We start from the raw sequence: 14,070 nt of genomic DNA on the forward strand, positions 1-14,070 counted from the left end.
CGCGCTCAACGGACGGCCGCCCGGCGGTACGCCCAGGTCGCCACGGCCAGCGAGACGACGCCGACACCCCCGCACACCGCGAGGTCACCGAGCACGAAGGCCCAGTCGGGGTGCGGTCCGAAGGTCCGCGCGAAAGCCTCCACGCCGTACGTCGACGGCAGCAGGTCGCGGGTGAAGCGCACGACCTCCGGCATCCGGTCCGCCGGCAGCACGCCCAGCAGCAGCGCCGCCGACATGCCCAGCTGCCCGAGCAGCGTGGCCAGTTCCGGCCGGGGCGCGAGCAGCCCGAGCGCCGCCCCGAGCCCGGCCAGCGCGGCGCCCGCGAGCGGGATCACGGCCATCAGGACCCACAGATGGGCCATCGGCAGCCCGAACAGCACACAGCCGAACACCGCCGTCACGACGGTCCCGGGCACGGTGAACGACGCGTACGCGCCCGCCGCGCCCAGCACCACGGCCGCCGGCGGCACCGGCAGCGTCGCGTAGTGGTCGAGCCCGCCGCTGGCCCGCAGCTGCCCGAAGTACTGCGCGAGCAGGTTGAGCGCGACGAAGGCGACGACCAGGACCGACGACCCGGCGACGACGGCCCGCGCCTCCGCCCCGTCGTCCACGACCCCGCGCATCAGAATCATGATCCCGACCGACTGGAAGGTCGCCACGAACAGCAGCGGGATCCGCGCCACCCGCGCCCGGGACAGCTGGGCCCGGTACACGGCCGCCAGCGACGGCCACAGCCGCGCCCGAGGTCCGAGCTCGGCCGCACACGCGGCGGGCTCCTCCACGGCCAGGGCACTGCCCGGCAGGACATCGGCGGGTACGACACTCACGTCGCGCTGCTCCCCTTCGCTCGGGTCCACTGCGGCAGTCGCCTGTTCGGTACGGATGGGGCGGCCGGTCTGCTCACGGCCCGTGCGCCCGGTGTCCTCGCGCTCACGCCTTCACCAGCCCCTGCTGCACGGCCCCGCCGAGGGCGAGGTACACGTCCTCCAGGCTGGGGGTGGCCAGGGTGAAGTCGTCCAAGGCAGCGAAGGCGGCCCCGCCGGTGACGGTCGCGACGACCGTCCGGGCCTCCTCGGGGCCGAGCCGCAGCGTCCAGCGGCGGCCCGACTCCACGACACGGTCCTTCAGCGCGGCCACCTCGGGCACGTGCAGCGGGGCCGCGTCCCGCCACACCAGGTCGACGCGCACCTCACCGGCGACCCGCTCCTTCAGCCCGGTGGGGGTGTCGCAGGCGATCACCCGCCCGCGGTCGAGGACGGCCACCCGGTCCAGCACCGTCTCGGCCTCGATGACGTTGTGGGTGACGAGCAGCACCGTCGTCCCGTGCTCGGCGCGGCGCCGGTCGACGGCGGACCACACGGCCCGCCGCGCCACCGGGTCCATACCGGTGGTCGGCTCGTCCAGCACGAGCAGCGGCCGCTCCCCCACCAGGGCCGCCGCGAAGCAGGCCAGGCGCCGCTGGCCCCCGGACAGCTTCTTCAGGGGCCGTCCGGCGAGCGGCGCGAGCCCCAGTTCGTCGAGGACGGCGTCCCGCTCGGCCCGCGCGCGCCGTACGTCAAGGCCGCGCAGCCGTCCGGTGGTCTCGGCGGCGAGCGACACGGTCAGTTCGTCGAGGGCGGTCGACTCCTGCCCGAGGTAGGCGAGGATCCGCGCGGCCCGCTCGGGGTGGCGGACGATGTCGTGCCCGAGGATCTCCACACCGCCGCGGTCGGGCCGCATCAGCCCGGTCAGCTGGCGCACGAGGGTGGACTTGCCGGCGCCGTTCGGGCCGAGCAGGCCGAAGATCTCGCCTCGGCGGATGTCCAGCGTCACGTCGTCCGTGGCCCGGACCTCGGGTGCCGCGGGGGTGCCGCGCCGGCCCCGGACCGCCGGATAGGTCTTGGTCAGCCCGCGCACCGCGCACACGACGTCACCATCGTGCCGAAATGCCTGTGCCGCGCGCTTACTCACAAGGGACGAGACTACGGGGTCTCGGACCCCGGCCCGCTCTCGGGTCGGTCCGTACCGGGAAATCCGCGGGCAAAGAACTCAGGCGTCGAGGGGCGGGTGCTCCACGCCCGTGCGCACACTGATCTCCCGCCAGAAGCCGGCCCGGATGGCGTAACGGTCCCGCTCGTCGATCTGGTCGTCCTTGTGGGCGAGCAGGCCGAAGCGGGCGGCGTAGCGCAGCAGCTCCCCGTCGACGCGGTGCGGGATGCGGGGGTACATCCCGGACAGTTTCTGCAGGTGGCTCTGGTCGCCGAGGCGCTCGACCCAGCGCCGGGCGAAGACCTGCCCCACCTCGAAGGGGTCACCGCCGACGGTGGTGATGTCCTCCTCACGGTCGGCCCAGCGCTGCTCGGCCGTGGTCAGCTGGGCGAGTGTCGGCATCGAGGCGGCCTCGGGGGGCTCGGCCGTGGGCCGGTCGACCCAGCCTTTGTCGGAGGACCACCGGAGGGTGGCGGAGGCGGGGTGCTGGGGAGGCTGGGTGCCGGGGGCGCGCAGGGCGGCGAGGTCTTTGGGCGTGGGGACGCCTTTGGCGACCGCCCGCTCCTCGGTGCCGTTGTGCCCGGGGCCGTCCGCCGGGTGGCGGGGCTGCGGGGCGGGCCGTTCGGCCGGGGCGCCGAGCGCGGACTCGGGCAGCGGCGCGGAGAGGATCGCGGCGATCTCGGGCCGGGGCGCGGGCTGCGGCGCGCACGCTCCGGTGTAGTCCTTGGCGCGGACGGCCTTGGTGATCCACGCGCGGTCCAGGACGCGGCGCTCGTCGGCCTCGGCGACCAGGTCCTCGGACTGGTTGTAGTCGCCGTCGGCGGCCTGGACGGCCCACAGGTGGACGGCGACGCCGTGCTCCTTGGCGGCCATCATGCCGGGCAGCAGATCGCCGTCGCCGGTGACGAGGACGACGTCGGAGCAGGCGCGGTTGCGGGCCAGCTCGGTCAGCTCGGCGTGCATCGCGGCGTCCACGCCCTTCTGTGCCCAGCGGCCGTCGCTGCGGGTCAGGGCGCCGAGCCGGACGGTGACCCGGGGCATCACGCGCAGTCTGCGGTGCTCGGGCTGCGGGACACGGTCGGGGGCGCCGTCGAACCAGTAGATGCGCAGCAGCGGCTGCTCGGTGTCGGACTCGGCGCGTTCGCGCAGCCCCTGGATGAGGGCGGTGTGGTCGACGGTGATGCGGGACCGCGAGGGCTCCCCGGCGAGGAGACTCGCCGCGGCTCCCAGCAGATACCCAGCGTCCACCAGGACGATGCAGCGGTCCACGCGACTCACCCTCTTCCCAGGAGGTTTGCTTCGGGCCTGCTTCGAGTCTGCCCGACGGCGCGGAGGTTAACGGCCGGAACTCGATCTTCGGCGTGGCGTTTCCGGACTTCCTGCTCCGACCTCCCCTGTCACGCACGGTAATTGTCCGACATGCGATCGTTGTCGGCCTGTGTGAATCTGGTCCCGGCCCTGGCCCCTAGTCCCCCACAGGAGGCATCACCATGGCCAAGAACAAGAACCGTGACCGTAACAGCAGCGCCCCACCGAGCGTGGCCAGCGGGCGGACCGCAGCCCCGCCTCGCAGACGGAGCCCCAGGCCGAGGTCGAGGTGACTCCCGGCGAGATGGCGCCGTCCGGCAAGCGAAAGCGCAGCTTCGGCCACAACTGACGTCTGCGTGACGGGCCGTTGGGCCCGCGTCACGCACACGCACGAGGGGCGTACCCGATGTCGGGTACGCCCCTCGCATGCGTCGGCCGCCCGGTGTCACCCGGCCAGGCAGGACGGTCCGAGCAGCACCTTCAGATCACCGAAGAGCGCCGGGTCCGGCTTCACCCGGTGCCGGTCGAGACGCAGCACGGTCGTCTTGGTCGGCCCCTGGAGCTTGATCCGGACCTCGCTGTCGCCCTTGTGGTGGCTGAGGACCTCGCCGAGGCGGCTGACCAGCGGCGGGGTGACCCGGGTGGCCGGGATGGTGAGGACCACCGGCGCGTTGGTGCCCGCGTTCGACAGGTCCGGCACCATCAGCTCCATCGCCACGAGCCGCGGGATGTCCTCCCGCTTGTCGAGGCGGCCCTTGACGAACACCACGGCGTCCTCGACGAGTTGGGTCGAGACCAGCTGGTAGGTCGCGGGGAAGAACATGCACTCGATCGAGCCGGCGAGGTCCTCGACGGTGGCGATGGCCCAGGCGTTGCCCTGCTTGGTCATCTTGCGCTGCAGGCCCGAGATGATGCCGCCGATGGTCACCACGGAACCGTCGGAGTAGTCACCTCCGGTCAGCTGGGCGATGCCCGCGTCGGCCTTGTCGGACAGGATGTGCTCCAGGCCGAACAGCGGGTGGTCGGAGACGTACAGACCGAGCATCTCCCGCTCCTGGGCGAGCAGATAGGTCTTGTCCCACTCGTCGGGCGAGAACTCCACGTCGAGTCCGAAGCCGGGCTCGCTGGTCTCGGCCTCGCCCATGCCGCCGAAGAGGTCGAACTGTCCCTCGGCCTCCTTGCGCTTGACCGCGACCACGTTGTCGATCATCGGCTCGTAGTGCGCGGTGAGGCCCTTGCGGGTGTGGCCCATGGCGTCGAAGGCGCCGGCCTTGATCAGCGACTCGGTGGTGCGCTTGTTGCAGACCACCGCCTCCACCTTGTCGAGGTAGTCCGGGAAGGAGACGTACTTCCCCTTGGACTTGCGGCACCTGATGATCGACTCGACCACGTTGGTGCCGACGTTGCGCACGGCGGAGAGGCCGAAGAGGATCACGTCGTCGCCCTGGGCGGCGAAGTTGGACATCGACTCGTTGACGTCCGGCGGGAGCACCTTGATGCCCATGCGGCGGCACTCGTTGAGGTAGACGGCCGACTTGTCCTTGTCGTCCTTCACGGAGGTGAGCAGCGCGGCCATGTACTCGGCGGGGTGGTTGGCCTTGAGGTAGGCCGTCCAGTAGGAGACGAGTCCGTAGGCGGCGGAGTGCGCCTTGTTGAAGGCGTAGCCGGCGAAGGGGACCAGCACGTCCCACAGGGCCTGGATGGCCTCGTCGCTGTAGCCCTTCTTGCGGGCGCCCTCCTGGAAGAGGACGAAGTTCTTCGCCAGTTCCTCGGGCTTCTTCTTGCCCATCACGCGGCGGAGGATGTCGGCCTCGCCGAGCGAGTAGCCGGCGATGATCTGGGCGGCCTTCTGCACCTGCTCCTGGTAGACGATCAGGCCGTGGGTGACGTCCAGGACCTCCCTGAGCGGCTCCTCCAGCTCGGGGTGGATGGGCGTGATGTCCTGCTGGCCGTTCTTGCGCAGCGCGTAGTTCGTGTGGGAGTTCATGCCCATGGGGCCCGGGCGGTACAGGGCCGACACGGCGGAGATGTCTTCGAAGTTGTCCGGCTTCATCAGCCGGAGCAGGGAGCGCATCGGGCCGCCGTCGAACTGGAAGACGCCGAGCGTGTCGCCGCGCTGGAGCAGTTCGAAGGTCGTGGGGTCGTCGAGCGGGAGGCTCAGGAGATCGATGTCGATCCCCTTGTTGGACTTCACCATCTTGACGGCGTCGTCCATGATCGTCAGGTTGCGCAGGCCCAGGAAGTCCATCTTCAGCAGGCCGAGCGACTCGCAGCTCGGGTAGTCCCACTGGGTGATGGTGACCTTGTCCGTGTGCCTGACCCAGACGGGCACGTGGTCGGTGATGGTCTCGCTGGACATGATCACGCCGGCGGCGTGCACGCCCATCTGCCGGACCAGGCCCTCGACGCCCTTGGCGGTGTCGATGACCTTCTTCACGTCCGGCTCGTTCTCGTACATCGCCCGGATCTCGCCGGCCTCCGAGTAGCGGGGGTGCTCGGGGTTGGTGATGCCGTCGAGGTTGATGCCCTTGCCGAGGACGTCGGCGGGCATGGCCTTGGTGAGGCGGTCGCCCATCGCGTACGGGTAGCCCAGCACGCGCGCGGAGTCCTTGATCGCGTTCTTGGCCTTGATGGTGCCGTAGGTGCCGATCATGGCGACCTTGTCGGCGCCGTACTTCTCCGTCACGTACCGGATCACCTCGACGCGCCGGCGCTCGTCGAAGTCGATGTCGACATCGGGCATGGAGATGCGTTCGGGGTTGAGGAACCGCTCGAAGATCAGGCCGTGCGGAATGGGGTCGAGGTCGGTGATGCCGAGGGCGTAGGCGACGATCGAGCCGGCCGCGGAGCCTCGGCCGGGGCCGACCGCGATGCCCTGCTTCTTGGCCCACATGATGAAGTCGGCGACCACGAGGAAGTAGCCCGGGAAGCCCATCGAGATGATGGTGTCCATCTCGTACTCGACCTGCTTCATGCGGTCGTCCGGGATGCCGTCCGGGAAGCGGCGGTGCATACCGCGCAGGGTCTCCTCCCGGAACCAGGAGACCTCCGTGTAGCCCTCGGGGATGTCGAACTTGGGCATGAGGTCGCGCTTCTCGAACATGCCCGTGGTGTCGACCATCTCGGCGATCAGGCGGGTGTTGGCGCAGCCCTCCTGCCAGGCGTCCGAGGAGTCGATGGCGTACATCTCGTCCGTGGACTTCAGGTAGTAGCCGGTGCCGTCGAACCGGAAGCGGTCGGGGTCGGAGAGGTTCTTGCCGGTCTGGATGCACAGCAGCGCGTCGTGGGCGGACGCCTCGTGCGCGTACGTGTAGTGCGAGTCGTTGGTGACCAGCGGGGGGATGCCGAGCTTCTTGCCGATCTCCAGGAGGCCGTCGCGGACCCGGTGCTCGATCTCGATGCCGTGGTCCATCAGCTCCAGGAAGTAGCGGTCCTTGCCGAAGATGTCCTGGTATTCGCTGGCGGCCTTGAGGGCTTCGTCGAAGTGGCCGAGGCGCAGCCGGGTCTGGACCTCGCCGGAGGGGCAGCCGGTGGAGGCGACGATGCCCTCGGACCACTGGGAGATGGTCTCCTTGTCCATCCGGGGCCACTTCTGCAGCCAGCCCTCGGCGTACGCGTCGGAGGACAGCCGGAAGATGTTGTGCAGGCCGGTGCTGTTCACCGCCCACATCGTCTTGTGGGTGTAACCACCGGAACCGGAGACGTCGTCCCGCTTCTGGTGCGGCTGGCCCCACTGGATCTTGCGCTTGTTGCGCCGGGACTCGGGCGCGACATAGGCCTCGATCCCGATGATCGGGGTGACGCCGGCCTTCTGGGCCGTGTGGAAGAAGTCGTACGCGCCGTGGAGGTTGCCGTGGTCGGACATGGCGATGTGCGTCATGCCCATTTCGTTGCACGCGTTGAACATGTCCTTCAGCCGCGCGGCACCGTCCAGCAGCGAGTACTGGGTGTGGACGTGCAGGTGCGTGAACGGCGGCTTCGACATGCGGCGGCCTCCAGAGAAAAGTACGACAAATGGGCCCGGCAGGCTGCGGAGAGTCTGGGGGGACAGCGTCGAAGTCTATGCCTCGGCACTGACACAGGGAGGGCCGACCCGCGTACCTTCGTGCGAGGGTTCGCGGGCACTCCCGCGGGCCGCCGCACGTTAGGCAGAGGGCGGACCTGCCGCCCCGAAACGCACGCACCAGGAGGCACCCAGCGATGTCGTTCCCGCAGCTCGACGACGAGCACCGCGGTGAGGAGATCCTCGCCGTCTTCGACACCGCCTTCGGCGAGCTCCTGACCGCCGACCCGGCCGCGTTCCGTGTGAAGTTCCGCAAGATGGCGGCCTCCGCCTTCGCCTTCTACCGGGGGACGGCGGGCCTCTTCTACCACGACCTGGACGAAGAGAAGCGGGGCGGCCCGTACCTGGACGAGCGCACCTCGCGCGTGTGGATCCACGGCGATCTCCACGCGGAGAACTTCGGCACGTACATGGACGCCAACGGCCGCCTGATCTTCAACGTCAACGACTTCGACGAGGCCTACGTCGGCCCCTTCACCTGGGACCTCAAGCGCCTCGCCGCCTCCCTGGCGCTGATCGGCTACGCGAAGGCGCTCAGCGACGAGCAGATCTCCGAGCTGGTGACGATCTACGCGATCGCCTACCGCGAGCGGATCCACGCGCTGGCGACGGGCGCGAAGAGCGACGAGGTGCCCCCGTTCACGCTGGACACGGCGCAGGGTCCGCTGCTGGACGCGCTGCGTGACGCCCGCTCCCTGACCCGCTTCGGCCTGCTGGACTCGATGACGGAGATCCGTGACTTCGAGCGCCGCTTCGCCTCGGGCGGCGGCTCCGTCGAGCTGGACGCGGCCACCCGCTACAAGGTCCTCGCCGCCTTCGACGGCTATCTGGAGACGCTCCCGGACAGCTCGCTGACGCGTCCGGACTCCTACCGCGTGAAGGACGTGGTCGGGCGGCGCGGCATCGGCATCGGCTCGGCGGGGCTGCCGTCGTACAACATCCTGCTGGAGGGGCACAGCGACGCCCTGGAGAACGATGTGGTGATCTACATCAAGCAGGCCCAGACCCCCGCGGTCTCCCGGCACATCACGGACCGGGCGATCCGCGGGTACTTCCAGCACGAGGGGCACCGCACGGTGATATCCCAGCGCGCCCTCCAGGCACACGCCGACCCGTGGCTGGGCTGGACCGAGCTGGACGGCGCGGGCCAGCTGGTCGCCGAGGTCTCGCCGTACGCGGTGGACCTCGACTGGGGCGACATCGACGATCCGGAGGAGATCGCCCAGGTGGTGGCCGACCTCGGCCGGGCGACGGCCACGATGCACTCGGCCGCCGACGACCAGTCCGGTGAGTCCCTGGTGCCCTTCTCCACGGAGCGGGCCATCGACGCGGCGATCGCGGCCGACGAGGAGGGCTTCGCGCCCCTGCTGGTCGACTTCGCGCACGCCTACGGCGCACGCGCGCGTGCCGACCACCAGACCTTCGTGGACCTGTTCCGCAACGGCCGGATTCCGGGCCTGTGACGGAAAGGACTCTCACAGGCATCCTTTAGGGGTCCCTTACCCGCCCCCATGACAGACTCTCCTTTCGCTATGGACATATCCGGGATCCAGCTCAGAGCCGTGCGCGCGGCGCTGTTCACGGCCGTGGTCGTGACGCTCAGCACCGCGTCGCACGTCCTGCTGTCCCGGACCCCGCTGCCGGTGGGCACGGTGACCGCGGTCGCCACCGCCGTGTTCGTGATCGCGTTCGCCCTGGCGGGCCGGGAGCGCTCCTTCGGACGGATCGCGGCCCTGCTGATCCCGCTGGAGCTGGCCGCGGACACCGTGTTCACCACGGGCCAGCACACCTGTTACGGCCCGGCGGGCGGCCCGGTCACCGGCCCCTTGCGTTCGGTCGGCCTGGACGTGCTCTGCGGCGGGGGCGAGGTCGGCACGCCGCTGGCCCGGATGGCCGGAGCCACCGGCACCGACCGGCTCGCGGCCGCGGTCGTCCACACCGAGCCCGTCACCGCCTGGCTGCTGCTCGGCGCGCACATCGGCGTCGGGCTGCTCGCGGCCGTCTGGCTGCGCCGCGGCGAGCGGGCCCTGGGCCAGCTGCTGCGGGCGGTGACGGCGACCACGTTCCGTCCGCTGCTGCTGGCGGTCGCCGCGGGCGCGGTGGAACGGGTTCCGTCCGGACACCGGCCGTCGCCGCGGGCGGCGGACCGTACGCCCACGGCCCGCGACCGGATCCTCACGTACTCCCTGGGACGGCGTGGACCGCCGTGCTCGCCGGCCTTCGCCTGAGGCGACGGCCCTCCCGCGGCCCATTCGAGCACCGGCAGTCCCCTTTACATATCCCGCACACACAGGTGCGCGTCCCCCACGGAGAACATCACCATGAGCAAGCGGAACACCCAGGCCGCGAAGACGGCGGCCCGCGAGCGGCTGCGCATCGAGCGCGAGCGCGAGGCCAAGCGGGCGAAGACCAAGCGGCAGGTCGTCGTAGCCTGCTCGATCGTCGGCGTCCTGGCGATAGCCGGCGGCATCGGCTACGCCGTCGTCCAGGCCAACAAGCCCAGCTATTGGGCGGCCCAGAAGGATGCCAAGGTCACCGCCCCGGCCAACACCACGGGCACCGACGGCACCACGGTCGTCATCGGCAAGGACTCGGCCAAGAAGACCCTGAAGATCTACGAGGATCCGCGCTGTCCCATCTGCGCGCAGTTCGAGCAGACCGTCGGTCCGACGGTGAAGAAGGACATCGACGACGGCAAGTACAAGCTGCAGTTCGTCGGCGCCACGTTCATCGACAACAAGGACAACGGCGAGGGCTCCAAGAACGCCATGAGCGCGCTGGGCGCCGCGCTGAACGTGAGCGACGCGGCGTTCCTCGACTACAAGGCCGCGCTGTACTCGGCCAAGTTCCACCCCGAGGAGACGACCGACAAGTTCAAGGACGACAGCTACCTCATCAAGGTCGCCGACACCGTCCCCGAGCTGAAGGGCAACAAGAAGTTCCAGAACGCGGTCGAGAAGGGCACCTACGACGCCTGGGCGATGGCCATGTCGAAGACCTTCGACGACAACAAGGAAGGCGTTCAGGGCACCCCGGCCTTCGTGATGGACGGCAAGCAGCTGAACGACGGCAACCCGCTGATGACCGTGGCCGACTACAACCGTGTGGTGGGCGAGGCCCTCAAGAAGTGACGGCCGGTCAGGGAGCGGGCGGCAGGTGAAGAGCGGGCGGACTTCCTGAGTTCGCCCGCTTTCGCGCATACCGACCAGTAACCTGATCGGTCGTGACCAGTCGATACAGATCATCGAATACGTCCGAGGGCATCAACTCCCTCGCCCCGCGCCGCCGTACGGTCGTCAAGGCCGCGGCGGCGTCCGCTGTCCTGGCCGGCCCCCTGGTGGCGACCCCGCCGGCGCGCGCCGTCGACCAGGCCCCCGCCTTCCTGCACGGCGTCGCCTCCGGTGACCCGCTGCCCGACGGCATCCTGCTGTGGACCCGCGTCACCCCGGTCCCGGAGGCGATACCCGGCTCCGGCGTCGGCCCCGACACCGAGGTGAGCTGGGTCGTCGCCAGGGACAAGGCGTTCACCAGCATCGTCGCCAAGGGCTCCACCACCGCGACGGCGGCCTCGGACCACACCGTGAAGGCCGACATCCGCGGCCTTCAGCCGGCCACCTCCTACTGGTTCCGCTTCTCGGCCGGCGGCACCGACTCCCCGGCGGCGCGCACCCGCACCGCGCCGGCGGCCGACGCCGCCGTCCCCGGCCTCCGTTTCGGCGTGGTCTCCTGCGCGAACTGGGAGGCCGGCTACTTCTCCCCGTACCGCCACCTCGCCGCCCGCGGCGACCTGGACGCCTGGCTGCACCTCGGCGACTACATCTACGAGTACGGCACCGGCGAGTACGTCAACCGCGACAAGATCGTCCGCCCGCACGCCCCGGCCCACGAGATCGTCACGCTCGCCGACTACCGCATCCGGCACGCCCGGTACAAGACCGACCCGGACCTCCAGGCGCTGCACGCCACGGCCCCGGTCGTCGCGATCTGGGACGACCACGAGTTCGCCAACGACACCTGGTCGGGCGGCGCCGAGAACCACACCGAGGGCGCGGAGGGCGCCTGGTCGGCGCGTCAGGCCGCCGCGAAACAGGCCTACTTCGAGTGGATGCCGGTGCGCCCGGCGATCGCGGGCACCACCTACCGCCGGCTGCGCTTCGGCAAGCTGGCCGACCTCTCGCTGCTGGACCTGCGCTCCTTCCGCTCGCAGCAGGTCAAGGTCGGCAACGGCGAGGTCGACGACCCGGACCGCACCCTCACCGGCCGCGCCCAGCTGGACTGGCTCAAGGCGGGGCTGAAGTCCTCCGACACCACCTGGCGGCTGGTCGGCAACTCGGTGATGATCTCGCCGTTCGCCGTCGGCTCGCTCTCCGCCGATCTGCTCAAGCCGCTGGCCAAGCTGCTCGGCCTGCCGCAGGAGGGCCTCGCCCTCAACACCGACCAGTGGGACGGCTACACCGACGACCGTCGCGAGATCCTGGCGCACCTGCGCACGAACGCGATCCGCAACACCGTCTTCCTCACCGGCGACATCCACATGGCCTGGGCCAACGACGTGCCGGTGAACGCCGGTACGTACCCGCTGTCCCCGTCGGCCGCCACGGAGTTCGTCGTCACGTCGGTCACCTCCGACAATCTCGACGACATCGTCAAGGTCCCGGAGGGCACGGTCTCCGCGGTCGCCTCGCCCGTCATCCGCGCCGCCAACCGCCATGTCCACTGGGTCGACACCGACCGCCACGGCTTCGGCGTCCTGGACATCACGGCCGAGCGCGCGCAGATGGACTTCTACGTCATCTCCGACCGGGCGAGGCGCGACGCGACGGCCAAGTGGTCCCGCTCGTACCGCACCCGCAGCGGCACACAGAAGGTCGAGCGCACCTACGACCCCGTGTAACCGCCTACAGCGTCTCGAGGAAGCCGAGCGCCACCCGCCAGGTGGCCTCGGCGGCCTCCTCGTCGTAGTCGGGCAGGTCGGGGTCGGTGTAGAGGTGGCCGGCCCCGGCGTAGCGGTACACCTCGACGTCGGCGCCGGTGCGGCCCATCTGGAGGTACCAGGCGCTGAGCCAGTCGTCCGTCTCGAAGGGGTCCGGCTCCGCCACATGCAGCTGGACCGGCAGCTCGTCCACCGTGACGTCCGGCGCGATGTCCGACGTGCCGTGCAGGAGCAGCAGGCCGCGGGCCTTCTCGTCGCCGAGGGCGAGGGTCTGGGCGATGGAGGCGCCGAGCGAGAATCCCGCGTACACCAGCCCGCGCTCGGAGTAGGGAGCGGCGGCCAGCACGGCCCGCTTCAGCAGCTCCTCCTTGCCGATCTTCTCCTTGTGCTCCATGCCCTCCTCGACCGACTCGAAGGTGCGCCCCTCGAAGAGGTCGGGGGTCCACACCTCGTGTCCGGCCGAGCGCAGCCGGTCAGCGGCCCGGAGCACGGCGGGTCGCAGTCCGAAGGTCGAGTGAAAGAGCATGATGTTCATGGGGCCATGGTGCCAGTCGGGTGTGACGAGCCGGGATCCCGGCACTACCCACGGTGCCGCGGAAGTCACATGTTCATGCACCCCGGGAGCCGGTTAGGTTCGGGGGCATGGAGAACCTGCTACGACCGCTGCTCGTGGTCGGTGGCTCGGTCGTGCTCACGCTGGTGATCGGCTGGGCCACCGACTTCCTGCTGCGCAAGGCCGACGAACGACACCACGAGACCCCGCTGTGGGGTCTGCTCCGCCGTGGCCGCATCCCCTACATGCTGGTCCTCTTCGCGGCCCTGCTGAGAGGGTCGTACGACCAGGCGGAGCTGCTGGAGAGCCGCGCCGAGAGCGTCGGCCGGACGCTGACCCTGGTGCTGATCGGGTCGGCCGCCTGGCTGGTGATCCGTATCACGGCGGCGATCGTCGAGACGTCATACAGCCGGTACGCCAGCGCCCGGGCCCATCGTGACCCGGCCAGGGTCCGCCGGGTGCGCACCCAGGCGACGCTGATCATGCGGGTGGTGTCCGCGGTCGTCGGAGTGGTGGCCGCGGCGACGATGCTGCTGACCTTCCCGGCGTTCCGGGCGGCGGGCGCGTCGCTGCTGGCCTCGGCCGGCATCCTCGGCATCGTCGCCGGTGTCGCCGCCCAGTCCACGCTGAGCAACATGTTCGCCGGGTTCCAGATCGCCTTCGGTGACATGGTGCGCATCGGGGACACCGTGGTGGTGGACGGCGAGTGGGGCACGGTCGAGGAGATCACCCTGACGTTCCTGACCGTGCGTACCTGGGACGAGCGCCGCATCACCATGCCGGTGTCGTACTTCACGTCCAAGCCGTTCGAGAACTGGTCGCGCGGCACCCCACAGATGACCGGCACCGTCTTCTGGCACGTCGATCACTCCGCGCCGCTGGAGGCGATGCGCGAGAAGCTGCGGGACATCCTGCGCGAGTGCCCGGCCTGGGACGGCCGCGCCTACAACCTGACCGTCACGGACAGCACCCCGAGCACCATGGAGGTGCGGGCCCTGGTGACGGGCAAGGACGCGGACGACATCTGGACGGTACGGGTCACGGTCCGCGAGCAGATGCTCCGCTGGCTCGCCGACGAGCATCCGTACGCCCTGCCCCGGGTCAACACGGCGGACGCGATCCTGCCGCCGTCCGGCCATGGCAACGCCAACGCCAACGGCCACCGTCCGTCCCAGGAAGGGGTCCCGGCGCAGCAGCGCCGCTACCACGGCAACCACAACTCGGGCCGCCCGGACCGGTGACCCC

Annotated in this window: 10 protein-coding genes; 5 read left to right on the plus strand and 5 right to left on the minus strand. The window is 70.3% G+C overall.

Annotated elements, in window-relative coordinates:
* Positions 1-5: 5 nt before the first annotated feature.
* The 4 genes from ACFZDE_RS32355 to dnaE all read right to left on the minus strand — a co-directional run bounded on the left by ACFZDE_RS32355 (position 6) and on the right by dnaE (position 7,261).
* On the minus strand, positions 6-827 hold the full coding sequence (locus ACFZDE_RS32355; RefSeq protein WP_391002106.1) for an ABC transporter permease: 822 nt from the start codon (positions 825-827) through the stop codon (positions 6-8).
* A 103-nt stretch (positions 828-930) separates the two neighbouring features.
* On the minus strand, positions 931-1,905 hold the full coding sequence (locus tag ACFZDE_RS32360; protein ID WP_391206030.1) for an ATP-binding cassette domain-containing protein: 975 nt from the start codon (positions 1,903-1,905) through the stop codon (positions 931-933).
* A gap of 123 nt (positions 1,906-2,028) precedes the next feature.
* Complete coding sequence (locus tag ACFZDE_RS32365; protein ID WP_391206033.1) at positions 2,029-3,237, minus strand: NYN domain-containing protein; 1,209 nt, start codon at positions 3,235-3,237, stop codon at positions 2,029-2,031.
* A gap of 484 nt (positions 3,238-3,721) precedes the next feature.
* Complete coding sequence (dnaE, locus tag ACFZDE_RS32370; RefSeq protein WP_391002097.1) at positions 3,722-7,261, minus strand: DNA polymerase III subunit alpha; 3,540 nt, start codon at positions 7,259-7,261, stop codon at positions 3,722-3,724.
* Positions 7,262-7,476: 215 nt separating this feature from the next.
* On the opposite strand from dnaE, the gene ACFZDE_RS32375 reads away from it, so the two are divergent.
* The 4 genes from ACFZDE_RS32375 to ACFZDE_RS32390 all read left to right on the plus strand — a co-directional run bounded on the left by ACFZDE_RS32375 (position 7,477) and on the right by ACFZDE_RS32390 (position 12,233).
* On the plus strand, positions 7,477-8,802 hold the full coding sequence (locus ACFZDE_RS32375) for a DUF2252 family protein (protein WP_391206036.1): 1,326 nt from the start codon (positions 7,477-7,479) through the stop codon (positions 8,800-8,802).
* A gap of 69 nt (positions 8,803-8,871) precedes the next feature.
* Positions 8,872-9,567: a hypothetical protein gene (locus ACFZDE_RS32380; RefSeq protein WP_391206039.1), complete on the plus strand. Its 696-nt coding sequence runs from the start codon at positions 8,872-8,874 to the stop codon at positions 9,565-9,567.
* A gap of 93 nt (positions 9,568-9,660) precedes the next feature.
* Complete coding sequence (locus ACFZDE_RS32385) at positions 9,661-10,470, plus strand: thioredoxin domain-containing protein (protein ID WP_391206042.1); 810 nt, start codon at positions 9,661-9,663, stop codon at positions 10,468-10,470.
* A 92-nt stretch (positions 10,471-10,562) separates the two neighbouring features.
* The gene (locus ACFZDE_RS32390) at positions 10,563-12,233 is read left to right on the plus strand and encodes an alkaline phosphatase D family protein (RefSeq protein ID WP_391206045.1); all 1,671 of its coding nucleotides are present in this window, start codon (positions 10,563-10,565) and stop codon (positions 12,231-12,233) included.
* Between the two features lie 4 nt (positions 12,234-12,237).
* On the opposite strand, the gene ACFZDE_RS32395 is transcribed toward ACFZDE_RS32390, so the two are convergent.
* Positions 12,238-12,852, minus strand: a complete 615-nt coding sequence (locus ACFZDE_RS32395) for a dienelactone hydrolase family protein (RefSeq protein WP_391206189.1) — start codon at positions 12,850-12,852, stop codon at positions 12,238-12,240.
* 62 nt (positions 12,853-12,914) lie between these two features.
* Here ACFZDE_RS32395 and ACFZDE_RS32400 point away from each other — a divergent pair, with 62 nt between their 5' ends.
* Positions 12,915-14,066 (plus strand): mechanosensitive ion channel domain-containing protein, encoded by a 1,152-nt coding sequence (locus ACFZDE_RS32400; RefSeq protein ID WP_391206047.1) that lies wholly within the window; start codon positions 12,915-12,917, stop codon positions 14,064-14,066.
* Positions 14,067-14,070: the final 4 nt, after the last annotated feature.

The organism is Streptomyces sp. NPDC007929 (assembly GCF_042959065.1).
Classification (GTDB): Bacteria; Actinomycetota; Actinomycetes; order Streptomycetales; family Streptomycetaceae; genus Streptomyces.

Coding starts and splice junctions, on each gene's coding strand:
- dnaE (WP_391002097.1), bottom strand. CDS start 7,261: ATGTCGAAGCCGCCGTTCACGCACCTGCACGTCCACACCCAGTACTCG.
- ACFZDE_RS32375 (WP_391206036.1), top strand. CDS start 7,477: ATGTCGTTCCCGCAGCTCGACGACGAGCACCGCGGTGAGGAGATCCTC.
- ACFZDE_RS32380 (WP_391206039.1), top strand. CDS start 8,872: ATGGACATATCCGGGATCCAGCTCAGAGCCGTGCGCGCGGCGCTGTTC.
- ACFZDE_RS32385 (WP_391206042.1), top strand. CDS start 9,661: ATGAGCAAGCGGAACACCCAGGCCGCGAAGACGGCGGCCCGCGAGCGG.
- ACFZDE_RS32400 (WP_391206047.1), top strand. CDS start 12,915: ATGGAGAACCTGCTACGACCGCTGCTCGTGGTCGGTGGCTCGGTCGTG.